The 24,333-nt window shown below is 64.1% G+C and carries 26 protein-coding genes and 1 tRNA gene; 16 read left to right on the top strand and 11 right to left on the bottom strand.

What is annotated here, in order from left to right:
• Positions 1-13: 13 nt before the first annotated feature.
• The 3 genes from glcF to ABVK50_RS06190 form a co-directional block, all read right to left on the bottom strand.
• Positions 14-1,315 (bottom strand): glycolate oxidase subunit GlcF, encoded by a 1,302-nt coding sequence (gene glcF / locus ABVK50_RS06200; protein WP_353642389.1) that lies wholly within the window; start codon positions 1,313-1,315, stop codon positions 14-16.
• 1 nt (position 1,316) lies between these two features.
• A complete protein-coding gene (gene glcE / locus ABVK50_RS06195) occupies positions 1,317-2,522 on the bottom strand; it encodes a glycolate oxidase subunit GlcE (RefSeq protein ID WP_353642390.1) in 1,206 nt (401 codons plus the stop codon).
• A gap of 103 nt (positions 2,523-2,625) precedes the next feature.
• The gene (locus tag ABVK50_RS06190) at positions 2,626-4,122 is read right to left on the bottom strand and encodes an FAD-linked oxidase C-terminal domain-containing protein (protein ID WP_353642391.1); all 1,497 of its coding nucleotides are present in this window, start codon (positions 4,120-4,122) and stop codon (positions 2,626-2,628) included.
• Between the two features lie 206 nt (positions 4,123-4,328).
• Here ABVK50_RS06190 and ABVK50_RS06185 point away from each other — a divergent pair, with 206 nt between their 5' ends.
• From ABVK50_RS06185 to ABVK50_RS06165, 5 genes are all read left to right on the top strand, one after another.
• On the top strand, positions 4,329-5,108 hold the full coding sequence (locus tag ABVK50_RS06185) for an FCD domain-containing protein (protein ID WP_353642392.1): 780 nt from the start codon (positions 4,329-4,331) through the stop codon (positions 5,106-5,108).
• 22 nt (positions 5,109-5,130) lie between these two features.
• Positions 5,131-5,904: a (Fe-S)-binding protein gene (locus tag ABVK50_RS06180; protein WP_353642393.1), complete on the top strand. Its 774-nt coding sequence runs from the start codon at positions 5,131-5,133 to the stop codon at positions 5,902-5,904.
• A 117-nt stretch (positions 5,905-6,021) separates the two neighbouring features.
• Positions 6,022-7,455: a LutB/LldF family L-lactate oxidation iron-sulfur protein gene (locus ABVK50_RS06175; protein ID WP_353642394.1), complete on the top strand. Its 1,434-nt coding sequence runs from the start codon at positions 6,022-6,024 to the stop codon at positions 7,453-7,455.
• On the top strand, positions 7,452-8,126 hold the full coding sequence (locus ABVK50_RS06170; RefSeq protein WP_353642395.1) for a lactate utilization protein: 675 nt from the start codon (positions 7,452-7,454) through the stop codon (positions 8,124-8,126). Before ABVK50_RS06175 ends, ABVK50_RS06170 begins: the two co-directional genes overlap by 4 nt.
• Positions 8,127-8,234: 108 nt before the next feature.
• Positions 8,235-8,930, top strand: a complete 696-nt coding sequence (locus ABVK50_RS06165; protein ID WP_353646006.1) for a metallophosphoesterase — start codon at positions 8,235-8,237, stop codon at positions 8,928-8,930.
• A 32-nt stretch (positions 8,931-8,962) separates the two neighbouring features.
• Here the strand turns inward: ABVK50_RS06165 and ABVK50_RS06160 are convergent, their stop codons facing one another.
• Together ABVK50_RS06160 and ABVK50_RS06155 are read right to left on the bottom strand one after the other, a co-directional pair.
• Complete coding sequence (locus tag ABVK50_RS06160) at positions 8,963-9,094, bottom strand: hypothetical protein (protein WP_353647059.1); 132 nt, start codon at positions 9,092-9,094, stop codon at positions 8,963-8,965.
• Between the two features lie 343 nt (positions 9,095-9,437).
• Entirely contained in the window at positions 9,438-10,136 is a 699-nt protein-coding gene (locus ABVK50_RS06155; RefSeq protein ID WP_353642397.1) for a type 1 glutamine amidotransferase, read from the bottom strand.
• A 73-nt stretch (positions 10,137-10,209) separates the two neighbouring features.
• Between ABVK50_RS06155 and ABVK50_RS06150 the strand changes: the two genes are divergently transcribed.
• From ABVK50_RS06150 to ABVK50_RS06140, 3 genes are all read left to right on the top strand, one after another.
• Positions 10,210-10,857 carry a hypothetical protein gene (locus tag ABVK50_RS06150; RefSeq protein WP_353642398.1) on the top strand — a complete coding sequence of 216 codons (648 nt, stop codon included), beginning with the start codon at positions 10,210-10,212 and terminating at the stop codon, positions 10,855-10,857.
• Positions 10,858-10,964: 107 nt separating this feature from the next.
• Positions 10,965-11,657, top strand: coding sequence for a pentapeptide repeat-containing protein (locus ABVK50_RS06145; protein ID WP_353642399.1), 693 nt, complete (start codon positions 10,965-10,967; stop codon positions 11,655-11,657).
• A 56-nt stretch (positions 11,658-11,713) separates the two neighbouring features.
• A complete protein-coding gene (locus tag ABVK50_RS06140; protein ID WP_353642400.1) occupies positions 11,714-12,448 on the top strand; it encodes a 16S rRNA (uracil(1498)-N(3))-methyltransferase in 735 nt (244 codons plus the stop codon).
• Positions 12,449-12,638: 190 nt separating this feature from the next.
• On the opposite strand, the gene ABVK50_RS06135 is transcribed toward ABVK50_RS06140, so the two are convergent.
• Positions 12,639-13,295, bottom strand: coding sequence for a TerC family protein (locus ABVK50_RS06135; protein ID WP_353642401.1), 657 nt, complete (start codon positions 13,293-13,295; stop codon positions 12,639-12,641).
• Between the two features lie 489 nt (positions 13,296-13,784).
• On the opposite strand from ABVK50_RS06135, the gene ABVK50_RS06130 reads away from it, so the two are divergent.
• The 3 genes from ABVK50_RS06130 to ABVK50_RS06120 all read left to right on the top strand — a co-directional run bounded on the left by ABVK50_RS06130 (position 13,785) and on the right by ABVK50_RS06120 (position 17,244).
• A complete protein-coding gene (locus tag ABVK50_RS06130) occupies positions 13,785-15,158 on the top strand; it encodes a glutamate--cysteine ligase (protein WP_353642402.1) in 1,374 nt (457 codons plus the stop codon).
• Positions 15,159-15,292: 134 nt separating this feature from the next.
• Positions 15,293-16,195 carry a DUF937 domain-containing protein gene (locus ABVK50_RS06125; protein ID WP_353642403.1) on the top strand — a complete coding sequence of 301 codons (903 nt, stop codon included), beginning with the start codon at positions 15,293-15,295 and terminating at the stop codon, positions 16,193-16,195.
• Positions 16,196-16,371: 176 nt separating this feature from the next.
• Complete coding sequence (locus tag ABVK50_RS06120; protein ID WP_353642404.1) at positions 16,372-17,244, top strand: alpha/beta hydrolase; 873 nt, start codon at positions 16,372-16,374, stop codon at positions 17,242-17,244.
• A 126-nt stretch (positions 17,245-17,370) separates the two neighbouring features.
• Here the strand turns inward: ABVK50_RS06120 and ABVK50_RS06115 are convergent, their stop codons facing one another.
• Positions 17,371-17,661 (bottom strand): DUF1127 domain-containing protein, encoded by a 291-nt coding sequence (locus ABVK50_RS06115; protein WP_353642405.1) that lies wholly within the window; start codon positions 17,659-17,661, stop codon positions 17,371-17,373.
• A 176-nt stretch (positions 17,662-17,837) separates the two neighbouring features.
• Between ABVK50_RS06115 and ABVK50_RS06110 the strand changes: the two genes are divergently transcribed.
• Genes ABVK50_RS06110 through ABVK50_RS06100 form a run of 3 tightly spaced genes read left to right on the top strand, consistent with a single transcriptional unit; the run spans position 17,838 to position 19,445 of the window.
• A complete protein-coding gene (locus ABVK50_RS06110; RefSeq protein ID WP_353642406.1) occupies positions 17,838-18,794 on the top strand; it encodes a LysR substrate-binding domain-containing protein in 957 nt (318 codons plus the stop codon).
• Positions 18,795-18,810: 16 nt separating this feature from the next.
• On the top strand, positions 18,811-19,146 hold the full coding sequence (locus ABVK50_RS06105; RefSeq protein ID WP_353642407.1) for a type II toxin-antitoxin system RelE/ParE family toxin: 336 nt from the start codon (positions 18,811-18,813) through the stop codon (positions 19,144-19,146).
• Positions 19,146-19,445, top strand: coding sequence for an addiction module antidote protein (locus ABVK50_RS06100; RefSeq protein ID WP_353642408.1), 300 nt, complete (start codon positions 19,146-19,148; stop codon positions 19,443-19,445). Before ABVK50_RS06105 ends, ABVK50_RS06100 begins: the two co-directional genes overlap by 1 nt.
• Position 19,446: 1 nt before the next feature.
• Here ABVK50_RS06100 and ABVK50_RS06095 read toward each other — a convergent pair whose 3' ends face one another.
• The gene (locus ABVK50_RS06095; protein WP_353642409.1) at positions 19,447-20,442 is read right to left on the bottom strand and encodes a DMT family transporter; all 996 of its coding nucleotides are present in this window, start codon (positions 20,440-20,442) and stop codon (positions 19,447-19,449) included.
• An 88-nt stretch (positions 20,443-20,530) separates the two neighbouring features.
• Here ABVK50_RS06095 and xseA point away from each other — a divergent pair, with 88 nt between their 5' ends.
• Entirely contained in the window at positions 20,531-22,162 is a 1,632-nt protein-coding gene (xseA, locus tag ABVK50_RS06090) for an exodeoxyribonuclease VII large subunit (RefSeq protein WP_353646007.1), read from the top strand.
• Positions 22,163-22,294: 132 nt separating this feature from the next.
• The gene (locus ABVK50_RS06085; protein ID WP_353642410.1) at positions 22,295-22,558 is read left to right on the top strand and encodes a hypothetical protein; all 264 of its coding nucleotides are present in this window, start codon (positions 22,295-22,297) and stop codon (positions 22,556-22,558) included.
• Between the two features lie 166 nt (positions 22,559-22,724).
• Here the strand turns inward: ABVK50_RS06085 and ABVK50_RS06080 are convergent, their stop codons facing one another.
• The 3 genes from ABVK50_RS06080 to ABVK50_RS06070 all read right to left on the bottom strand — a co-directional run bounded on the left by ABVK50_RS06080 (position 22,725) and on the right by ABVK50_RS06070 (position 24,228).
• Positions 22,725-23,165, bottom strand: a complete 441-nt coding sequence (locus tag ABVK50_RS06080) for a hypothetical protein (RefSeq protein WP_353642411.1) — start codon at positions 23,163-23,165, stop codon at positions 22,725-22,727.
• Positions 23,166-23,361: 196 nt separating this feature from the next.
• Positions 23,362-23,438: transfer RNA gene (locus tag ABVK50_RS06075), tRNA-His, on the bottom strand.
• Between the two features lie 325 nt (positions 23,439-23,763).
• Positions 23,764-24,228: a phasin gene (locus tag ABVK50_RS06070; protein ID WP_353642412.1), complete on the bottom strand. Its 465-nt coding sequence runs from the start codon at positions 24,226-24,228 to the stop codon at positions 23,764-23,766.
• Positions 24,229-24,333: the final 105 nt, after the last annotated feature.

Below are 24,333 nucleotides of genomic sequence, written 5' to 3'. Positions count from 1 at the left end.
CTGCTTCCCCTTTTCAGATCCCCGTCGGCCTCTTCCCGCCATAGGCCCAGTCGAGCAGTTCCACCGTATGCACGATCGGCATCTTGGCGGTCGAGGCGATCTGGGTGATGCAGCCGATATTGCCGGTGGCGATGATTTGCGCGCCGGTGGCCTCGATGTTCTTCACCTTGCGGTCGCGCAGTTGTGCCGAAATCTCGGGCTGCGTGATGTTGTAGGTTCCGGCCGAGCCGCAGCACAGATGGCCCTCGCGCGGCTCCTTCACGACAAAGCCGGCGCGGGCGAGAAGCTCCTTCGGCTGGCGCGTGATTTTTTGGCCGTGCTGCATCGAGCAGGCGGAGTGATAGGCGACGGTAAGGCCGGGTTTTTGCGCCGGCTCCGGCAGGTCGAGCGTGGCGAGATATTCGGTGATGTCCTTCGCCAGCGCAGAAATTTTCGCGGCCTTCTGCGCGTAGTCAGGATCCAGCCGCAGCATGAAGCCGTAATCCTTGATCGTCGTGCCGCAACCCGACGCGGTGATGATGATGGCGTCGAGGCCGCCGCCCTCGATCTCGCGCATCCAGGCGTCGACGTTTTGCCGCGCCGAGGCCAGAGCCTGCGCCTCGCGGCCCATATGATGCACAAGCGCGCCGCAGCAGCCTTCGCCCCGCGGCGCGACGACCTCGACGCCGAGCCGCGTCAGGAGGCGGATGGCAGCTTCGTTGATGCCGGGGTCGAGGACCGGCTGGGCGCAGCCGGTGAGGATGGCGACGCGTCCGCGCCGCGCGCCGACGGCAGCCGGATAAACTGCCGGTGATGCCGTCGCGGAAGTTTGCGGGATGAACGTTGGGGCCAGCCTCAGCATCGCCGCAAGCGGTCGGAGCGGGCCGACCCGCTCGAACAGTTTGGCAAACGGCCTGCCGAGCCGCGCCAGCTTCAGCGCGGCGCGAAAACGAGCGGGATGCGGCAGCACGAAGGCGAGCACCGCGCGGATGAACCGGTCGGGCAGCGGGCGTTTGTAGGTGTTCTCGATGTGGGCGCGGGCGTGGTCGACCAGATGCATGTAATTGACGCCCGAGGGGCAGGTCGTCATGCAGGCGAGGCAGGACAGGCAGCGGTCGATATGGGTGACGACCTCCTTGTCCGCCGGCCGGCCGTTTTCCAGCATGTCCTTGATCAGGTAGATGCGCCCGCGCGGGCTGTCGAGCTCGTTGCCGAGCATGACATAGGTCGGGCAGGTCGCGGTGCAGAAGCCGCAATGCACGCATTTGCGCAGGATCTTTTCCGATTCCGTGACATGCGGATCGGCGAGCTGGGCGGGAGTGAAGGAGGTTTGCATGTCAGGCTTCCATCCGTCCTGGATTGAGCAGGCCCTTCGGATCGAACTCAGCTTTCAGCCGCGCCGAGAGTGCGGAAAGCGCCGGAGGCTGCGGCTCGAAGACGGGCAGCGCGGCGCAATGCGAAGGGGTGGCGCGGATCAATGTGGCATGGCCGCCGCCGAATTTTTTCACCAGCGCGCGCAAAAGTTCGGCTTCCGGATCGGCCTGCATGCGCAGCCAGACAAGGCCACCCTGCCAATCGTAAAAAGCCTCGGCAGGCGTTTCCATGCGCAGCGCCAGTGTCATCTTGTGGGCTTCGGACGGCGCCACCGAGACGCGCCAGACGGGGCGCTCGGTGCCGTCGGCAAAGGGCGCGCAATCGCGGATGTCGCGCCAGAGCGCCTTCGACGCATCGCCGGAAATCTCATCGATCAGGCCTGCGGCTTTCAGGAGATCTTTCACGGCCGCGGCACGATAGGCGACGGAGGGCCCAAAACCCTCGATCCGCAGCAGCGTCGCCGGTTCGCTCCCGATCGCGCCGTCCGCCACGCGGCCGGCAATGCCTTCCGGAAGGTGAGCCGCGCTGGAGATTTCGGCGCTGGAGCCGACGGCGAGCGCCATCGCGGCCGCGGCCTCCTCGTCGAGCAGGCCGCGGATGGCCAATGTGGTTTCGGTCTCGGCGGCGGGCAGCACCTTGAAAATGACGTCGGTAGTGACGGCCAGTGTGCCCCAGGAGCCGGCCATCAGCTTCGAGAGATCGTAGCCGGTGACGTTTTTCACTACGCGGCCGCCTGACTTGAACGCCTCGCCCCGTCCCGAGACGGCATTGATGCCAAGGATATGGTCGCGCGCAGCCCCCGCCTTCAACCGGCGCGGACCGGAGAGGTTTGCGGCGAGCACGCCGCCGATCGTGCCTCTTCCCGGTTGTCCGCCTAAGAGCGGGCCGTAATCTATCGGCTCGAAGGCGAGCTGCTGGCCATTTTCGGCAAGCAGCCTTTCGATGTCGGCGAGCGGCGTGCCGGCGCGGGCCGACAGCACCAGTTCGGCCGGCTCGTAGAGCGTCACGCCGGAAAGTTTTGACAGGTCGAGGGTATGTTCCGTCTGCAGCGGGCGGCCGATGCCGCGCTTGGAGCCCTGGCCGATGATTTCCAGCGGCGATTCCTCCGCGAGCGCCCATTGGACGGTGGCGAGGATATCGGCGGGGGTCGTGGGGTTAAAGGTGGTCATGGACACTCCCCACTGGTTGCTTGACTTTTGATGGAATTGCCAAGCACCCCCTCTTCGTCTCGCCCGCTTCGCAGGGCCGAGAAACCCTTATGCGACGCCATCCTCAAAACCTCGGAATGTTCGGGAACGGCATTTTCCCGCCGGAAATGTGCATGCGGCCGAGTTCGGCGCAGCGGCGCAGTTGCGGGAAGACCTTGCCGGGGTTGAGCAAATGATTTGGGTCGAAGGCGCATTTGACCCGCATCTGCTGGTCCAGGTCGATCTGGTTGAACATTTCCGGCATCAGGTCGCGCTTCTCGACACCGACGCCGTGCTCGCCGGTCAAGACGCCGCCAACCTTGACGCAAAGCCGCAATATGTCGGCGCCGAATTCCTCGGCCTTTTCCAGCTCGCCCGGCACGTTGGCGTCGTAGAGGATCAGCGGGTGCAGGTTGCCGTCGCCGGCATGAAAGACGTTGGCGACGCGAAGGCCGTAGCGCTCCGACAGGTCGCGCATGCCGGCGAGCACCCGCGGCAATTCCTTCCTGGGAATGGTGCCGTCCATGCAGTAGTAATCGGGCGAGATGCGCCCAACCGCCGGGAAAGCCGCCTTGCGGCCGGCCCAGAACGCCAGTCGCTCCTGTTCGGAGCCAGAAATCCGGCAGGTGGTCGAGCCGTTCTTCAGGGCGATTTCCTCGACCAGCCCGATCAGATGGTCGACCTCGACGCCCGGCCCGTCCAACTCGACGATCAGCAGCGCCTCGCATTCCAGCGGATAGCCGGCCTGGACGAAATCTTCCGCCGCGTGGATCGCCGGGCGGTCCATCATCTCCATGCCGCCCGGAATGATGCCGGCGCCGATGATGTCGGCGACGCACTGACCGGCCTGCTCGCTGGTCGGAAAGCCGATGAGCAACGCACGCGCAGTCTCCGGCTTCCTCAGAATGCGCACGGTTACCTCGGTGACGACGCCCAAAAGCCCTTCCGAGCCAGTCATGACGCCGAGTAGGTCATAACCTTCCGAATCGAGATGTTTGCCGCCGAGCCGCACGATCTCGCCGTTCATCAACACCATCTCGACGCCAAGCACATTGTTGGCGGTGAGGCCGTATTTCAGGCAGTGCACGCCGCCGGAGTTTTCCGCGACGTTGCCGCCGATCGAGCAGGCGATCTGGGAGGATGGATCGGGGGCGTAGTAAAAACCCTCCTGCTCGACGGCGGTGGTGATGCCGAGATTGGTGACGCCCGGCTGGGCGACGACGGCACGGTTTGGATAGTCGATCTCGAGGATGCGGTTGAAGCGGCTCATCACGAGGAGCACCGCGTCTTCCAGCGGCAGCGCACCGCCGGAAAGCGAGGTGCCCGAACCGCGCGGCACGACGCGGATGTTGCGTTCATTGCAGTATTTCAGGATTCTTGCGACCTGAGCGGTCGTTTCCGGCAGCACGACAACGAGCGGCAACTGGCGATAGGCGGTCAGCCCGTCGCTTTCGAAGGCGCGCATCTCGTTGACGGCGTCGACCACGCCTTCGCCCGGCACGATGATGCGCATATCCGCGACGATCTCGTCGCGGCGGCGCATCGTGTCGGCATCGGGCTTCGGCATGGCCAAACCGGACATTGCGGTTTCTCCGGAATAACTGGTAAAAAGCTTTTACCAGCTGCGCCAACGCTCTGCAAATCGTGAATTGCTGCTTCTGTTGGTATGTCGGTCAAATCCATCGAAATGCCGGCGGAGCTGCCTGGCAAGCGGATAAATAAATTGACCGGAAGAAGACGTTGCCGTTATTGTCGGCGGCGACAACGAACCGCCCGGAACGCCGAGCATTGAGTGAAATCTTCTCCAGGATAGAGCATTCGCGCACCGCCGACGAGGTCGTGCAGCAGATCGAGGGCATGATCCTCGAAGGCGTGCTGCGCGCCGCCGACCGGCTGCCGGGCGAGCGGGAACTGGCGCGGCAGTTCGACGTGTCCCGGCCGATCCTGCGCGACGCGCTGAAGGCGCTGGAGGCTCGTGGACTGATCGTGACGCGTCCGGGCGGCGGCACTTTTGTCGCCGATGTCATCGGCCAGGTGTTCACCGCGCCGGTGATGGATCTGATCGCCACGCATCGCAAGGCCGCAGCCGACTATCTCGAATACCGCCGCGAGATCGAAGGCGTCGCCGCCGAATATGCGGCGCGGCGGGCGACCGCCGACGATCTGGCGCTGCTTGCCCAGATCGTGGCGCGCATGGAGGCGGCGCACGAGCGCGGCGACTTCGAGCAGGAGGCCGCGGTCGACGTCGAATTCCACAATGCGATCGGCGAATGCGCGCACAACATCATCCTTTTGCATACGCTGCGCTCCTGCTATCGGCTGCTGTCGGACGGCGTGTTCCACAACCGGCTTCTGGTGTTCGGTCTCCCCGGTGCGCGCGAGCAACTGCTTGCGCAGCACCGTGCGATCCACGCGGCGGTGGCCGGCGGCGACCCGGCCGGCGCGCGCAAGGCGGCGATGGACCACATCACCTATGTCGAGCGGGCGATGGTCGAGGCCGAGCGCACCGGCGACTGGCAGCGCGTCTCGCGGCTGCGGCTAAAGCAGCGGTCGGAAGCAAGACAATGAAGCATAAAAGCCAGGGAAATCAGTGACCCAGCCAATCGAGAAAAAACCCAATGTCGGGCTGTTCGTCACCTGCCTGGTGGACCTGTTCCGGCCGACAGTCGGCTTCGCCGCGATCAAGCTGATCGAGGAGGCCGGATGCACGGTCGACGTGCCGCGCACGCAGACCTGCTGCGGCCAGCCGGCCTACAATTCCGGCGACCGCGCCGACACCCGTGCCATCGCGGAAAACACTATCGAGGCGTTTGAAGGTTTCGACTATGTCGTCGCGCCCTCGGGCTCCTGCGCCGGCATGCTGAAGAAGCATTATCCCAGCCTGTTCAAGGGCGACGCCAAATGGGAGGCGCGGGCGCAGGCATTTTCGGCCAAGGTCCACGAGCTGGTGAGCTTCCTCGTCGACGTGCGCGGCATGCGCGGCGTCGATGCCCGCCTCGACGCGGCGGTGACCTACCACGATTCCTGCTCGGGCCTGCGCGAACTCGACATCAAGCAGCAGCCGCGCGCGCTGCTCGCCTCCGTCGCCGGCGTGAAGCTGGTCGAGATGCAGGATCCGGATGTCTGCTGCGGCTTCGGCGGCACGTTCTGCGTCAAATATCCCGACATTTCCAACTCGATCGTGGAAACGAAAACCAAGAGCATCGCCGCCTCGGGCGCCTCGACGCTGCTTGCCGGCGATCTCGGCTGCCTGATGAACATGGCGGGAAAGCTGAAGCGCGAAGGCTCGAAGGTCGAGGTGCGACATGTGGCCGAGGTGCTGGCCGGGATGACGCAAACGCCGCCGATCGGGGGGAAGGATTAAGATGACAGGTTTCAGCTTGGAATCGCCCCTCATCCGCCTGCCGGCACCTTCTCCCCGTAATTTACGGGGAGAGGGTAAGGGTGAGGGGCAGCGCCGGCTTTGTGAGGAGGCGCGCTGATGCAGATCACCTCCCCCACCTTCAAGCAAAACTCGGCCGGCGCGCTGGCCGACGTGCAATTGCAGAAGGCGCTCGGCAATGTCCGCTCAGGCTTTATCGACAAGCGACTCAAGGCCGTCGACGCGCTGCCGGAATTCGAGCGGCTGCGCGACAGCGCCCGCGCCATCAAGGACCATGCGCTGGAAAATCTCGATCTCTATCTCGAGGCCTACGAAGCGAAAGTGAAGGCGTCCGGCGGCCATGTGCATTGGGCCGAGACAGCGGAGGATGCGCGCAACATCATTCTCGACATATGCCGTTCGGCCGGCGCGCGGACGGTGACCAAAGGCAAGTCGATGATCACCGAGGAGATCGCGCTCAACGATTTCCTCGCCGAGAAAGGCATCCGACCGGTCGAGACCGATCTTGGCGAATACATCATCCAGTTGCGCGGCGAGCATCCGAGCCACATCATCGCGCCGGCGGTTCACCTGAATAAGGAGCAGGTCGAGGCGGATTTCCGCCGCGTGCACGACCATCTGCCGCCCGGCCGCGACCTGTCGGAACCCGAAACACTGCTCAACGAGGCGCGCCGGGTGCTGCGCTCTGCCTATTTCGATGCCGATGTCGGAATCACCGGCGCCAATTTCCTCGTCGCCGAGACCGGCACATCGATCATCGTTACCAATGAAGGCAATGGCGACCTGACGCAGATCCTGCCCAGGGTCCATGTCGTGGTGGCGTCGCTCGAAAAGATCGTGCCGACGCTGGAGGACGCCGCGCAGATCTTGCGGGTGCTGGCGCGCTCGGCGACCGGGCAGGAGATGAGCGTCTATACGACGATGTCGACCGGGCCTCGCCGTCCCGGCGATCCGGACGGGCCGGAGGAGTACCACGTCGTGCTCTTGGACAACGGCCGATCGGCGATGCTCGGAACGGAGTTCCAGGACATGCTGCGCTGCATACGCTGCGGCGCCTGTATGAACCATTGCCCGGTCTATCACGCGGTCGGCGGCCACGCCTATGGCTGGGTCTATCCCGGCCCGATGGGCGCGGTGCTGACGCCGTCGCTGATCGGCGTCGACAAGGCAGGCCACCTGCCCAACGCCTCGACCTTCTGCGGCCGCTGCGAAAGCGTGTGCCCGATGAAGATCCCGTTGCCAAAAATGATGCGGCACTGGCGCGAGCGCGAATTCGAGCGCGGGCTGAATCCCGCCACCCAGCGCGCCGGGCTGAAGCTCTGGGCATTCTTGGCCAAACGGCCCTCGCTTTACCGCTTCGCAACGTCGATCGCGATCCCGATGCTGTCGCTGCTCGACCGCGGCCGGGGCAGGTTCGGCTATCTGCCGCTCGCCGGCGGCTGGACGAAGCATCGCGAGCTGCCAGCGCCCGAGAAGCGAACCTTTATGCAGCAATTGGGCAAGCGCGACATAGCGCGGGAGGCGGCGCGATGAGTTCCCGCGACGCGATCCTGAACAAGGTGCGGCAGTCGCTCGGCCATCCGTCGAGCGACGAGATGCGCCGGAAGATCGTGGCCGACAGGCTGAACAAAGCGCCGCAGGGCGTCATTCCGGCGCGCGGGCAGCTTCCGGCGGCCGACCGCGTCGAATTGTTCTGCGCCATGGCTGAAAAACTGTTCGCCACGGTCCAGCGCATCCCGAAACCGGAACATGTACCGGCGGCGGTGGCGGAATATTTACGCGGCAAGAATTTGCCCGCGTCAGTGCGCATGGGCGGCGATCCGAGGCTGGCGACGATGCCGTGGCGCAAGCAGCGGGCGCTGGAGGTCAAGCAGGGGCCCTCGGACGGCGACGACGCGGCCGGCGTCAGCCATGCGGCGGGCGGCATCGCCGAGACCGGGACGCTGGTCATGCTTTCGGGCGCCGGCAATCCGACGACGATCAATTTCCTGCCCGAGCATCATATTGTCGTCATCGACGCCGCCGATATCGACGGCGACCTCGAAACGGCGATCGCGAAGGTCCGAAAGACGTTCGGAAAGGGAAAGATGCCGCGCACTCTGAATCTCGTCTCCGGGCCTTCGCGCTCCGGCGACATCGAGCAGAAGCTCATCCTCGGCGCACATGGCCCGCGGGCGCTGCACATCCTCGTCGTGGGGGCATAGATCCAGCCCATGGACGCTTACAATCCGAAACCCGGCAAGGATGCCCAAAGCCCGGAAGGACCAACGCGGCCGGGCATCCATTTCCTCGATGCGCGCGGTCCGGAAGGCATGCGCATCTACGCCATGGGCGACGTTCATGGGCGCGCCGACCTCCTGAAGCTCATGCACGAACGGATCGAGGCGGAGATCGCGCGCGACCGGCCAGCCGACTGGCGCATCGTCCATCTCGGCGACTATGTCGACCGGGGTCCCGATTCGAAGGCGGTGCTGGATTTCCTGGTCGCGGCCCATCGGCGCGATGAGCGGATCGTTTCGCTCGCCGGCAACCATGATATCGGTTTCCTAGAATTTCTCGACAATCCCGACCCGGCGACGCTGTTCGCGCGCTTCGGCGGGGCCGAAACCGCACGATCCTACGGCGTGACACTGGACAGTGGCAACCTCGCCGCCCTGCGCGAAAGCCATTCGGCGCTGATGAAGACCGTCGACGAAAGTCATGTAGCCTTCCTTCGGGCGCGGCCGTTCAGCGCGACCATGGGCGACTTCTTTTTCTGCCACGCCGGCATTCGCCCCGAAGTCGCGCTCGACAAGCAGGCGGCGGAGGACCTGATCTGGATACGCGCGGATTTCCTAGACTATAACGGCCTGCACCCGAAGATCATCGTGCACGGCCACACGCCGTTCGCCGAGCCCCAAATCCTGCCGAACCGCGTCAATGTCGACACGCTGGCCTACCGGTCGGGCGTGCTCACGGCGCTGGTTGTGGATGGCGCCGAGAAGCGGGTGCTCTCGGTCCGGACGTGATCGCAGTTGCCTTGGCGCTCCGGGCCCGGCGCTCAAAAACGGGAAGCGGTGACGCCGTAGCCGTCGATGACGACATGGTCCGCGGAAGCGGTGGCCGTATAGATGCCGAATCCGCACAGCACGATGGCGGACATCATTGCGAACGACAGGAGTGCTGCTTTCACGGGGGTCATCTCGGTTGGACTTCGGTATGTCTGCACTGTCAGGGTTACTTTTCGGTTTCCACCGCGAAGCCGGTCAGCCGTTCGCGCCGCAGAAAGCGGCCGCCTTCTAGGCGTTTGCCGAGAAATCCGCCAGCGGCCGGAGCGGCCATCCACACGAGATTTCGGCGGCGGTGCATTTTTGTCACTGGGCTGGCGGCGTGGCAGACTACAAATCACCCTTACCCTCTCTCGTGAAAAAAACGGGGAGAGGGAGGCGTCAGCGTCGCGGTAGTCTTCCTTCTCCCCGCACTTCACGGGGAGAAGGAGCCGGCAGGCGGATGAGGGGCGGCAGCTTCGAGTGTAGCTAAATCGCGGCCACCCAGGCGCGGGCGAGCGCCAGGCCAGCAGCATCGGCATCCGGCCCGTGATGTTCCGCCTCCGCGTCGAAGCGTGCCGGCCAGTCGGGCTGGCGGTCGGCGAGAAAGGCGGCGAAGGCCGTGTTCCAGTGGCGGATGAGTGACCGGTCGGCCTCGAAATGGAACTGGAAGCCATAGGCCGCACGGCCGATGCGGAATGCCTGGTTCGCCGCGGCCGCATTGGAGGCGAGGCGAATGGCATTGGACGGAAGCGTGAAGGTATCGTCGTGCCACTGGAAGATCGAAAACTCCCGCGGCAGCGCGCCGAGCACAGAATCGGCAGCCGCGTCTTCGGTCAGCGAGACTTTTTGCCAGCCGAACTCCGGCGCTGCCCCGATTTGGTTCTCGGCCCCGTAGGCGCGGGCGAGCAATTGGCTGCCAAGGCAAATGCCGAGCACCGCCCGGTCGCGGCTTTCAAAATCGCGCATCAGGGCAAGCAGCGCCGGAATATAGGGATACTCATCGTCGGCGAGCGCATTCTGGCCGCCGCCCAAGACCACGAGGGCGTCGTGGCCATTCGCTTCCGGAGGCAGCGCATCCCCGAGATGGGCGTTGCGCATATCGATCTCGGCGCCTGCTTCGCGAAGCGCCGTGCCGATCTGGCCAAGCCCGGTGTTGTCGTAGTTCTGGACAACAAGAACGCGCATCGAAAATCCTTCGGAATGACAAAGGTGTCGCGATCGATATCATGGCTTGCGCACGCCAGAAAGGGAGCCGGCCATGCCGCTGCAAAACCGCGTCGACCCGTTCGGCGAAATCCACGCGGTCCCGGCGCGCGGCATGTTCACCGGCAACCGCGGCGTCATCCACGACCCGGCGACGCGCACGCTGCTTGCGCGGCGCTGGACCACGAACGCCTGGCTCATCTGCGTATGTGAGTTCCGCGGCCGCAGGCGCGCGGTGATGGGCCGCAATGCGCCGTCCGGCAATGCCGGCTGGACCGAACTGTTCTTCCTCGACGAGGTGACGGCGCTGGCCGCCGGCCACCGCCCCTGCTTTTATTGCCAGCGCGAGCGGGCCAAGGCCTTTGCCGGCCATTATGGCGACGCTTTCCGGGTCGCTGCACCGAAGGCCGGTGAGATCGACGCCAGGCTGCATGGGGAGCGTCTTGCTTCCGGCGGCCAGGCGAAGCCGGTCGACGCGGAAGCGCTGCGCGCCCTGCCCGACGGCACGGTCGTGGCTTCGGGCGGCCGGGCATTCGCGCTTAAAGGTGGGGTCGCCCTGCCCTGGACCTTTTCAGGTTATGGCCCGGCGCTCGATCGCGAGGCGCTGAGCAGCCCGGCGCTGCGGCTCGTCACGCCGCCTGCCACGGTTGCGATTCTTCGTTCCGGCTACAGGCCGGTGTGGGCCGGCAAGGCCGGCGGATAGGCTTTCTGAACCATGGAACGGGGTGCCGGGAAAAATCGCCTTTCAGGAAGAGCATCGCTGGTTGTAATGTAAAGCGTGAACCCGACAGGCGGGGCCGGAGGTAAATTTTGAGATACAGCCTTCTATCCGCGGTTGCCGCCGGGTTCGCCGCTTTTCTGGCTACCAGCCCCGCAATGTCAGCCGATTGCGCCAGCATGCCTGGCGTGGGCATAGACTGGCAGGATTGCCCGAAGCGCGGGATAATCATCAGGGAAAGCAATCTCAGTCGCGCAAACCTGGTCGAAACCGATTTTACGTCAACCGACCTCAGGAATTCCAATCTCGACGGCGCGAACCTCGAAGGCGCGACGCTGGTGCGCTCCTCGCTGGCCGGGTCCAGCGCCAAGGGCGCGAACTTCGCCAAGGTCGAAGGCTATCGCACCGATTTCAGCGGCGTCGACGCCCAAGGCTCGGCATTCGTCAATGCAGAGCTGCAGCGGGTCGACTTTTCAGGCGCGAATCTCGTCGGCACTAGCTTCGAGAAGGCGGAACTCGGTCGCGCCAATTTCAAGAACGCCGATCTGACAGGCAGCCGCTTCACCCTCGCCAACCTGACACGGGCCGATCTCAGCAAGGCGAAATTCACCGGCCCACTCGATTTCAGCAATGCCTTCTTCTACCTGACGAGGCTCGCCGGCCTCGACCTAAGCGCCGCCACCGGCCTCACCCAATACCAGATCGACATGGCCTGCGGCGACGCCGAAACCAGGCTTCCGGCGGGATTGATCTCCCCGGCGAGCTGGCCCTGCCAACTGGACTAAGGCGCTAGCGCCGCCCCTCGCTTGACCGCCGACGCGCTCTGTCCCATCAGTCGCTGATGCGCGCGAATTACAAGATGCAGCGGCTGTTCGTGCCACAGGAACTGGCCGAAGATGCCGTCGTCGAGGCGAGCCCGGAACAGAGCCACTACCTCAGCCACGTCCTGCGCCTGGCCGAGGGGGCGGAACTGCTGCTTTTCAACGGCCGTGACGGCGAATGGCTGGCCCGCATCGAGGTGAAGGCCAAGAAATCCGTCCGGCTGCGGGCTGTTGAGCGTACAAGGCCGCAGCCGCCGCTCCCCGATCTTGTCTATTGCTTCGCGCCGCTGAAGCAGGGCCGGCTCGATTATCTGATCCAGAAGGCGGTGGAGATGGGCGCAGGCGTGCTGCAGCCGGTCATCACCCAGCACACGCAGATAGCCAAACCCGGAATTGAAAGATTGCGCGCCAACGCTGTGGAGGCGGCCGAACAGTGCGGCATTCTTGCGATCCCGGAAGTGCGCGAGGCGCAGAAGTTCGATCGCCTGCTCGCCGATTGGGACAGCGAACGCCGGCTGATCTTCTGCGACGAGGATGCTTCCACCAACAATCCGCTGCCGGCGCTGCAGGGCATTTCCGACCGCAAGCTCGGGCTGATCGTCGGGCCGGAAGGCGGCTTCTCGGACGCCGAGCGGCGCCAGCTTCGCGCTTTGCCGTTCGTCAGCGCCATCCCGCTCGGGCCGCGCATCCTGCGCGCCGACACGGCAGCCGTGGCGGCGCTCGCCGTCATCCAGGCGACGGTGGGGGATTGGTAGGCCACGGATCCTGGCAGGTCAGTCGGCCTTCCAAAGTCGTTTTTTTGACTGTCGGCCCCTCACCTTAGACGGGGAGAGAGTAGCCGGCCGCACTGCCGGCCCCGTTTGCTGCAACGTTGCCGATCGGCGAAACCGCCGACCGGCAGGGCGATGAGGAGCAACTGAGACAGTCGATGCTAGAGCTTCACTCTTACGCTCCGTTCACCGCTGCCATGACCTCGAAGCCGCCGCGATAAATCATCTCCAGGGCGACGTAGAGTATGATGGCGAGACCGACATAGGCGATCCAGCGGTGACGTTGTAGCAACCTCGCGATGAAGGTAGCGGCGATGCCCATCAACGCGATCGACAGGATAAGGCCGAACACCAGGATGCCCGGATGGTCGCGCGCCGCGCCGGCAACGGCCAGCACATTGTCGAGCGACATCGACACGTCGGCAATGACGATCTGCCACGCTGCTTGGGCGAAAGTCTTGCGCGGCACGCCAGCCGCAATCTTGCCGTCCGCGTCGAGATCCTTGTTCTCGAGCGCCTCGGCGCCGGCAACCTCCTCGGCATGGGTGGTGCGCAGCTCGCGCCACATCTTCCAGCATACCCAGAGCAGGAGCACGCCGCCGGCAAGCAGGAGGCCGACGATCTGCAGCAACTGGGTCGTGGCAGCGGCAAAGCCGATACGCAGCACCGTGGCGGCGATGATGCCGATCAGGATGGCTTTCGCGCGCTGTTCCTTCGGCAGGCCGGCAGCAGCAAGGCCGATGACGATCGCATTGTCACCGGCCAATACGAGGTCGATCATGATAACTTGGAGAAGCGCGGACAAGGCGTCCGCAGTAAAGTATTCCGTCATTTGGCACCCTTTTTTTGAATGGGAGTGCCGGCATGGGTGGATAGCGACGCGCAAGGGCCAGCAAAGATGTGTTCAAACGCCTTCGCAGCAGGTTCGATTATGCAGTCGTCACGTGGATTCCACGAACACCAGACCCCAGGTTGGAATGCCAGTCCGACATCACAGCTCGTGCGAGCTGCCAGAGGGGCCCGGTCTGGTGGTTTCCGTGTAGCCGCCGGAACGATCGAATTCAAGAGACCTGTCCAGGATATTTCGTGCGAAAGATGCCGCGGGGGCCGCAGGCGGTCGGATCAAAGCTTGGTAGCTCAGGCTGAACGGATCTCACCCCGCCCAAGCGCCCCGCGGGACGGATTTTGCGTCCGTGCCGTCCCCGGCAGAACGTGGGCATCAATGCTCTTGACAGGATGGTCAGGATTTTTTGCTTGATCGGCCGGCACGATTGCGTCCATCAAGCGCGGCGCTTGTCAGGAGCGTGCAGAGGAAGATTGAATGGCGCGCGACACAACGGATTTCCGGCCGATCGAGAGCATCGACGAACTGGTCGAGTATCTGGCCGAGGGCAACAAGCCCAAGGACAAATGGCGCATCGGCACCGAGCACGAGAAATTCCCGTTCTATGTGGACGGCAATGCGCCGGTGCCCTATGGCGGCGAGCGCGGCATCCGCGCGCTGCTTGAAGGCATGCAGCGTACGCTGGGCTGGGACCCAATCCTCGATGACGAGCGGGTGATCGGACTGGTCGAACCGACGGGTCAGGGCGCGATCTCGCTGGAGCCCGGCGGCCAGTTCGAGCTTTCCGGCGCGCCGCTGGAGACGATCCACCAGACCTGCCGGGAGGGTAACGCGCATCTGGCGCAACTGCGCGAGATCGCCGAGCCGCTCGGCATCCGCTTCCTCGGTCTCGGCGGCAGCCCGAAATGGCGGCTTTCCGAAACGCCGAAAATGCCGAAATCGCGCTACGAGATCATGACACGCTACATGCCCAAGGTCGGTACCAAGGGCCTGGACATGATGTACCGCACCTGCACCATCCAGGTTAACCTCGACTTCGAGAGCGAGGCGGACATGCGCCGCAAGATGCAAGTGTCGCTGAAGCTGCAGCCGCTCGCCACCGCGCTGTTCGCCAACTCGCCCTTCACCGAGGGCCGCCCCAACGGCCTGCAGAGCTGGCGCGGCGAGATCTGGACCGACACCGACAACCAGCGCTCGGGCCTGCTGCCCTTCTGCTTCTCGCCCGACTTCGGCTTTGCCGACTATGTCGAATGGGCGCTCGACGTGCCGATGTATTTCGTCATCCGCGACGGGCGCTATCACGACATGACCCACATGACCTTTCGCCAGTTCATGGCGGGGTCAGCGCACAACCAGATGCCGGACGGTGTGCCGACGATCGGCGACTGGGCGAACCATCTGTCGACGCTGTTTCCCGACGTACGGCTGAAGCGTTTTCTCGAAATGCGCGGCGCCGACGGCGGACCGTGGCGGCGCATCTGCGCGCTTCCGGCCTTCTGGGTCGGGCTGCTCTATGACGAGGAGGCGATCGACGCCGCCGAGCAGCTGACCGCCGACTGGAGCTTCGAGGAGGTCCGCGACATGCGCGCCGCGGTGCCGGAGCACGGCATCGCCACCGAATTCCGCGACACCGATTTGCGCAGCATCGCGCGCGAGGCGCTCAAAATCTCGCGGCTCGGCCTGAAGAACCGCGACCGCAAGAACCGCGAAGGCTATGACGAAACGGGCTTCCTGTCGACGCTGGACGAAGTGGTGGCGCGCGGCACCACCAGTGCGGAGGAAATGCTCAACGCCTACCACACGCGCTGGGGCGGCTCGATCGAGCCGGTTTTCCTGGAGTATGCTTATTAGAGTGGATGGAGCGTTTTCCGGCCTCGCCGTTGTCGGGATCACGCAGGCCGAGGCGGCCAGGTCCGTCGTCTCCCCTTCAATCCTGATGGAAAACCCACTACGCTCCCTCCGGCGGAAGTTCCGAGGAGGACAAGATGCTCCCACTATATGACATGCTCGCCAACGCCCAGAACGGCCACGGCATGGAAATTCTGGCGCGGCAGTTCAACCTCTCCCAGCAGCAGGCCGAGCTTGCGGTCGAAGCGCTGCTGCCGGCTTTTTCGCAGGGGCTGAAGCGCAACGCCTCCGATCCATACGGCGTCGCCGGATTCCTGAATGCGATGGCCTCGGGACAGCACGCCAAATATTTCGAGGACGCGCAGAAGGCTTTCGCGCCGCAGGGCGTCGCGGAAGGCAACGGCATTCTCGGCCATTTGTTCGGCTCGAAGGAACTCAGCCGCGCGGTCGCTGCGCAGGCGGCGCAGGCCACCGGCATCGGCCAGGACGTGCTGAAGCAGATGCTGCCAGTCATCGCCTCCATGATAATGGGCGGGCTGTTCAAGCAATCCACCAACCAGATGCAGGCCGGCGGCATGGGCGGCTCCAATCCGCTCGGCGAGATCATCGAGCAGATGATGCGGCAAGGCGGCGACATGATGGGCGGTGGCGCGCCTGCTCCGCAGCAACGACCGGATGCGCAGCCGGCCAACCCATTCGACAATCCGTTCGGCAAGGTGCTGCAGGACATGTTCGGCGGCGGCGGACAGCAGCAGCGCCGGCAACCGGAACAGGTGCAAAACCCCTATGGCGACAATCCGCTGGGCAAGATTTTCGAGCAGATGCTGGGCGGCGGACAGGCGCAGCGCACTCCGGAGCCCGAACCGCAGCCGCAACAAAAGTCCCAGCCGCGTGAAAACCCGAGCGGCCGGCCACGCAACCCCTATGACGACCTCTTCGGCGAGATGTTCGAGACCGGCGCCAAGCAGCGCGACGAATACCAGAAGAGCATGGAATCGATTTTCGAGCAGTTCACCAAGGGCATGGACCGGCATAGGTAGAGCGTTTGCCGGACTGAATCTTCGAATATTAGCCGAACTCGCTCCGAGATCGCGCCCGGGCCGGAACATCACGCCTTGATGCACGTTTGGCGGGCGCGGCTGGCAGAGCCAAAGCAGATGCCCTGACGCCCTCCCGCCGTTGCTCGCATTCCGATACAACGGCTGGGGATGTCACCTTGAACAGTTCGGCAATCGTAAAGCACCGTCGGATCGACCTTGACGGACTTGGCGCATTTTATCGCGAGGCTGGGCCGGCGGACGCTCCCGTCATCCTCCTGCCCCACGGCTATCCTTGCTCGTCCTACGAGTTCCGCAATTTCATGCCATTCCTGGCCGACCGTTGGCGCCTGATCGCGCCCGATTTTCCCGGCTGCGGCTACAGCGACACGCCGGAGGATTTCGACTACAGTTTCGACGGTTACGCGGCATTCCTGGCCGATTTTTCGGCCAGGCTGGGTATCGAGCGTTACGTCCTCTATCTCCACGATTTCGGTTCACAGATAGGCTTGCGGCTCGCCATCAGGTCGCCGGAGCGCATCGCGGGGCTGATCATCCAGAACGGCGACATCTATGAGGACCAACTCGGCCCCAAATACGCGCCGCTTGAGGAGTACTGGCGCAATCCGACGCCGGAAGGACGCGCCAAGCTCGCGGACGCTGTGAGCGAAGAAGGGTTTAAAGACGAATTCCTGAACGATGTTCGCGACGAACTGACCGAGCGCATTCCGCCGGATCTCTGGAAACTGCACTGGTCGCTGATGACGCCCAAGCGGCGCGAGATCGCGGTCGACGTGATCGCGGCGCTGAAGGAAAACCTCAACTGGTTTCCAAAATACCAGGCCTATCTTCGGGAACACCAGCCGCCGACGCTCATCGTCTGGGGACCGCAGGACGGCTACATGCCGGAAGGATCAGCGCGCGCCTATCTGCGGGATTTGCCAAATGCCGAGTTGCACCTGCTCGACGCCGGCCACTGGGCGCTGGAAACGAATCTGGAGGAAATCGTCACCCTGACGCGTGATTTCCTCAGCCGCATCCCCACTCGATAGCGCTACGGATCGCCCTGGGCCGGCTGATAAAAAAGCCCGGCCTTCGCAGGCCGGGCAATGTGCAGGCTGGCCGGTTGTGGGAAACCGGCTGGGAGTGGGGGAGCCTGCGTAAACTCCTGATCCGGTTCAGCAGATCCGGCGGGCCATGTCTTCCACGGATTCCGAGCGGGCCCGGACGATCGCGCCAAGGCGCACTGTCGGATCGATGCCGAAAGGCAGGCCGACTGCGACATGCAGGTCGGCGCGCGTCAAGCCGATATCGGCGAGTTCGGCATCCGACATGTCGCCGAGGCGATAGAATTCGCGACGGTTTTTCCAGGTTCGAAAGAAGGCCGAGACCGCGTTTACGACGCGCGTCACAGCCGCCGGACGGGTTGCGGCGTGCATCGTCTGGGTCGTGTGATCGAGCGCAGTCATATCTGGTCTCCTCATTCAAAATGCGGGCGCATGAATCCGTCGGAAAGCGCGGGAGCGCGGCGATCCGGGGGCAAATCACAGGCCTCGTGTTGACGTTACGACAATGCTCTCCTGCCATTGATTAATCCAACGAATGTTTTTAATCTTTAGCATCAACATGGATGATGGATATTCCCATGGCAGCGCCGCTCGATCTCGACCAGTTGCAGACATTCATCATGATCGCCGACACCGGCAGCTTCACCCGCGCCGCGGAGGAGGTGCATCGCACCCAGTCGGCGGTGTCGATGCAGATGCGCCGCCTCGAAGAGCGCATCGGCAAGCCGCTGTTCGAAAAGGACGGCCGTACCAACAAGCTGACTGAGGAAGGCGAAAGGCTGCTTTCTTACGCGCGGCGCATGATCCACCTCAACCGCGAGACGCTGGCCGCATTCGACGACCGGCGGCTGGAAGGCACGATCCGGATCGGCACTCCGGATGACTATGCCGACCGTTTCCTGCCCGAGATCATGGCGCGGTTTTCCCGCTCCAACCCGCGCGTAGAACTCACCGTCATCTGCGAGCCGACCTTCAACCTGGTCGAGCATATAAAGCGCGGCCATCTCGACCTGGCGCTGGTCACCCATGACGACGCCAAGGGGCAGTCGGAGGTGGTGCGCCGCGAGCCGCTGCTGTGGGTTGGTTCGGCCAACCATGCCACGCATGAGCAGGAAATCCTGCCGCTGGCCTTCGGGCGCCCGACATGCATTTGGCGGCGCGCCGCCTGCGACGTGCTCGACGAAATGAACCGCGAATACCGCATCCTGTTCACAAGCTGGTCGGCGACCGTCATCACCGCCGCCGTGCTTTCAGGGCTGGCGATCTCCGTCCTGCCGGAATGCGCGCTGCGGCCGGGCATGCGGGTGCTGGGCGAAGCTGACGGCTTCGGCACGTTGCCCGAGTGCAAGATCGGCATTATGCGCGGCCACACCGCGCGCGCCGACATCGTCGAGGCGATCGCCCGGCATATTTCCGAAAGCCTCGACAACATTTCGGTGCCTGCGGCCGAGGAGACCGGCACGTTCGACTTCGCCGCCATGGCCGCCCTTCGCGGCCGCCGGCTGAAGCCCAGCCACATATTGCCGGGGTGGTAACATCTGTATACTATAGTTGACAAACAAGGTATCTGCGCCTAAAATTCCGACGATCGAAATTCGGCAGACCAGAGAGTTCGCTAAATGGCTCGACGGTCTCGCGGATCGCCGCGCCGTGACCAGAATTGCACAGCGTCTGGTTCGCTTGGAGGCCGGTCTCTTCGGCGATGTCAAACCGGTAGGTGGCGGGATCAGCGAGCTTCGAGTGGACTACGGTCCCGGCTACCGTTTGTACCTCACCCAGCGAGGGCGAACTCTGATCGTGCTTTTATGCGGTGGAGACAAGCGGCAGCAGGATCGCGACATCGCCTTGGCAAAGACGCTGGCCAGAGGCTTGAAGGACGATATGTGATGAGAACCGAAACCATTCCCTTCGACGCCGCTCAGTATCTGCGCGAGCCGGAAGCCCAGGCCGAGCTCCTCGCTGATGCGCTTGAAAGCGGTGATGCTACCTATATTGCAACCGCGCTCGGGACGATCGCTCGGGCGCGCGGAATAACGGATGTGGCGCGCGGGACAGGGGTTACACGGGCGGCCCTCTACAAAGCGCTGGGACCAACAGGCGACCCCAGACTCACGACTTTTCTGGGCGTCCTAAATTCGCTTGGCTTCAAACTGACCTTGAAAGCGGAAGACGCAGAGGCTGCCTAGTTCAACGTCTTCCACCGCGGATGACCAGCACGTTGCCTGCGGCGACGAAGGCTAGGCCGAGGATCGCGTAGGCCGTCCAGGCATAGCCTTCCAGCGCCGTCGAGATGAGCAGCGCGAATACCGGGAAGATGACCGTGGCGTAGCCGGCGCGCGCCGCGCCGATGCGGCCGAGCAGGGTGAGATAGGCGGCGAACGCCATCACCGTCGAGATGACGGCAAGGAAGATCAGCGACCCGATATAGGAAACGCTTAGGTCGATGATGAACGGTTTTCCCATCAGGAAGGCCAGAAAACCCGACCACAGCGTGCCGTAAAGCATACCCCAGGCGCTGGTCGAAACCAGCGGCAAGCTGCGGCGCTGGTTGGACGCCGAGACCAGATTGCCGGCGCAGAAGCTCAGCGTACCGCAGAGGCAAAGCAAGAGCCCCGTCATCGTTCCGCCGGATAGGCCATGAGCCGCGATCTCCGGAAAGAACATCAGCGCGATGCCGGCAAAGCCGATCAGGCCGCCGGCGAGAATGCGCGGCGACGGGCGCTCGCGCATGACGAGCGCGCCGAGCAGCATGTTGATGACCGAGGCCAGCGAGAACACGACCGACAGAAGGCCGCTGACCAGATAGCCGGCGCCGTAGTAGAAGAACAGGAAGTTGGACGAGAAGATCAGGACGCCGAGCGCGGCAAAGCGCAGATGATCGGCAATCGAAAAGCGCAGCCGGCGGCCGGAAAAGGCCGCCCATGCGAACATCAGCACCGTGGCGATGGCGAAACGCCAGACCAGATTGACCTCGTTGGAGACGCCGCTGCCGATTTGCAACTCGATGGCGAACCACGACGCGCTCCAGGCGACGACGGTCAGCGCGTAGAGGCCGTAGTCGAGCGGCTGGAACGGCTGGTCGGCGCTTGCGGGCCTCGCGGCAGGGCGAGCAGGGGCTGCGTCGATGGTGTCGGTTCGTGCGGTCATGGCCTTGCCTATGCCCGTGTCTGCCTCGCGGTCCATCCAATTCTTCTGATCGAACCATTGAGGCAAACGATAGATGGGGCCGAATGCCCTTGACCCCGAGCCCTGGAGCAGCACCAATCCCCCGATGAGCGACTTCTTCACCGAATCGAAAACCAACGCCGCCGAATACACGGTAAGCGAGATCTCCGGCGCGCTGAAGCGGACCGTCGAGGACGCATTCGGCAATGTCCGGGTGCGCGGCGAGATCTCCGGCTATCGCGGGCCGCATTCCTCCGGCCACGCCTATTTCTGCCTGAAGGACGACCGCGCCCGGCTCGATGCGGTGGTGTGGAAGACGGCGATGGCCCGCCTCAAATTCCGCCCCGAAGAAGGCATGGAGGTCATCGCCACCGGCCGGCTGACCACCTATCCCGGCAAATCGAACTACCAGATCGTCATCGACAATCTTGAGCCTGCCGGCGCAGGCGCGCTGATGGCGCTGCTCGAAGAACGCAAGCGCAAGCTCGCCGCCGAGGGCCTGTTCGAAGCGTCTCGCAAGCGGCGTCTGCCGTTCATGCCGAAGGTGATCGGCGTGGTGACCTCGCCGACCGGCGCGGTAATCCGCGACATCATACATCGTATCAAGGACCGCTTTCCGCTGCATGTGCTGGTCTGGCCGGTGCGCGTGCAGGGCGAGACCTCCGGCGCGGAGGTCGCGGCCGCCATCAACGGCTTCAACGCGCTTGCCGCAGATGGGCCGGTTCCACGCCCGGACGTGCTGATCGTGGCGCGCGGCGGCGGCAGTCTGGAAGATCTCTGGGGCTTCAACGACGAGGCGCTGGCGCGCGCCGTGGCTGCGTCCGGCATCCCGGTGATCTCGGCGGTCGGCCACGAGACCGACTGGACGCTGGTCGATTTCGTCGCCGACATGCGAGCGCCGACGCCGACCGGCGCGGCCGAAATCGCCGTGCCGGTGAAGGCTGAGCTCGAGGCTAATCTGGCGAGCCTCGCCGCCCGGCTGAAGGCCGGCGCCTCGCGCAATTTCGAGCGCAAGCGGCAGGCGATGAGGGCGGCCGCGCGCGCCCTGCCCTCGCCCGACCAGCTTCTGGCGCTGCCCAGGCGGCATTTCGACGAGGCGACGACCCGGCTCTCGCGCGCGCTGATCGTCAGCACCGAGCGCAAGCGGGCGCGGCTCGGCGGCGTCCGGCTGTCGGCCGCCACGCTGTCGCGGCGGATCGGGGAATGGCGCAGGCTGACCGACCGGGACCTGCTGCGGTCGCAGGCGGCGTTGCGCGGCATAGCTCGCGAAAGCCGGGCGCGATTGCTGCGATCAGCGTCACAACTGCCGCGATGCGCGGACGCCGCGCTCGCGCTCAAGAAGAAGCGGCTGCAGTCCCTGCAGCCGCGCATCTCCATCCAGCCGCTGTTGCGCTCGGCAAAAACTGCGCGCGACAGGCTGGCTCTCGCCACGCGCCGGCAAGACGAAACCGCGATGCGCGGCCTCGAACGTCTTCGCGGCCGCCTGACCCAGGCGGACAGGCTGCTGTCGACGCTGTCGCACAAGGCGATCCTGGCCCGCGGCTTCGCGCTGGTGACCGATGTTTCCGGCGCTGTGGTGCGGCGCGCCGCCGATGTGGCGCCGGGCGCCGCGCTTGGCATCGAATTCGCCGACGGCAAGACCAACGCCATCGCCACCAGTGCCGATGCCGCCGCCCGCCCCCGGCCGAAACCCGCGGACAAACCGAAGGTCAGCGGCGGCCAAGGGAGCTTATTTTAGAAAGCTCGTCACTGCGGGAGTAATAGCCGGCCTCGCGAGGGTGGCGCGCGTTGCTGGCCGGGTAGCGCGTGATCGTGATTTGTGCTACTGTTTAACGGGATGGAGCGTCGGGGCATATCAAGAGGCTCGGCCATGGCGAACATCACCGGTACTCATGCCAGCGAAACCCTGAACGGAACCGACGGTCTCGACACGATCCGGGGATTGGGAGGAAGCGATCGAATCAGCGGTCTAGGGGGCGCCGACACGATCTCGGGCGGCGACGGTTGGATGGGGCTCACCGACCGCCGGATCAACAATCCGAGGCGCGACAGCGCCGAGCTATTCAATCAGGACGGCGGGATGGTTGGCAAGCCTCCGCTTCCTGGCGCGCCGGCTCCCGCTGCAGCTGAGTAGGCCAGCGTCTTTCCTCTACGTTTCAGGACTCCAAGTACGCTTGCCCCATCAAGATGCGTTTTCGCTAACCCTACGCGGCGGCGAACGCCTCGCCTTCCGCCCCACCCCCTCTATTTTCCCGATGGAAGGGCTGCTCAGTGATTGGAGCATGAAAATGGAGCGACGATTATTCCTGACCGGACTGCTTGGCCTTGCCGGTACGGCGGCCGTTGCCAGCGTGGCGCGGCCGGCGCATGCCTTCGTACCCAGCGGTAACCGGATACTCGACGAAATTGATGCACCCGAACCGGCTATCATCGAGGGCGACGCCCCCCCGCCGAGGTAGAGGATGTGAGGCACCGCCGCGGCCGCCGGCGTCGCCGCCACTGGCGTCGCAACCACTGGCGTCGCGGCCACTGGCGTCGCCGCCGCAGGCGCCGTCGTCGGCGGGTTTGGAGACGTTACTGTCGTCGAGTTCGCTGGCATGGTCGCTGGCGGCGCCGCTGCCGTCGTCGGCGTGTTTGGATTTGGTTCCACTTCTAGACTGAATTCCCCGGCTCAGGCCGGGGTTTTCATTCCTGGATTCCGATGCATCCCTTGGAAAGAAGAAGCCAGTCGCGGTCTTCAAGCCCTCTTGTTCGCGGCGGGTTTCTCGCGTGATAAGCGTGGGCCAAAGAACATAACAAGCAGTCGGAAGGCCAATTGAGCCCGCTTCCGTTGCAACTGTTACGAACCGTCAGGGAACGCCTTCATGACGTGACATGAAGTGGCGCTGATGGCGGCCGGTCGGAACAGCCAAATAACTGAAATCGTTGAGAGCAGTTTGGTACGGTTGGGTGGGCTCGAACCACCGACCTCCGGATCCACAATCCGGCGCTCTAACCAACTGAGCTACAACCGCACATTCGGGCGGCGGTATTGCCTGGACCTAGCAGGGTCCAATGCAGGCGCCTATCGCCGACGAAGCGTCCAATACGGGCAAACGAACGACATTTCAAGACGTTTGGGGCGGAGTTGCCGTTCGATTTCGCCGCAGGGCGCAAGCCCAGCGCTCGAAGCGAACGAATTGCCGGAGAATGGTGCGTCCCGGCAAAGAAAAAGGCCGGCGGGAGGAGGTGCCGGCCTTTTTCCTATGTCCGACCAGCGGGAGGAGGTGCTGGCCGCGTTCCCGAAAGGCGGTGGGAGGAGGATACCGCCTTTCAGGTATTTCTCGTCGACTGAACGCGTCAGGCGACCTTGAGTTCCTTCATCGCCTTCTCGAAAACGTCCTTCATCGGCTTGGACACGTCCTCGGCGGCTTTGGTGCTGACGGCCTGGAGGTCCTTGGCCTGCTCGACGGTCATCTCGACGCCCTTGCGCAGGAAGGCGGTCTGCAGTTCGACGAACTCGGAAACGGACTTCACGGTAAGCAGAGCCTCGAGGTGCGAGAAGCCGGCTTCGGCGTTGGCGCGCATGGCGGCGATCGTCTTCAGCGAAACGTCGTTGCCGGCAGCCTTGGCGGTCTCGATGGTCGATTCGATGGCCTTCTGGGTGGTCTCGGCCCCGGTCTTCAACTTCGAATAAGCTTCCTTCGACTGCTCGACGCCCTTCTCGGCGATAGCGCGGAACTGGTCGGAGGCTTTGGAGGCGTCGAAGGTCGGGAATTCGACGTTTCCGATGGTCTCAGCGGTCTTGCCTGCGGTCTTGGACATATTTCCATCCTTTTTCGGTGGACAGCCTTCACGAAGGCCGTCTCGTTCATGCATGACGTGCATATACTACAAGTAATGGTGCGTTGCAACATAATTGTTGCGTTG

The sequence above is a fragment of the Mesorhizobium sp. WSM2240 genome, assembly GCF_040438645.1.
Lineage (GTDB): Bacteria > Pseudomonadota > Alphaproteobacteria > Rhizobiales > Rhizobiaceae > Allomesorhizobium.
The sequence above is the reverse complement of the archived record's forward strand: the minus strand, read 5'-3'. Positions and strand labels throughout refer to the sequence as shown.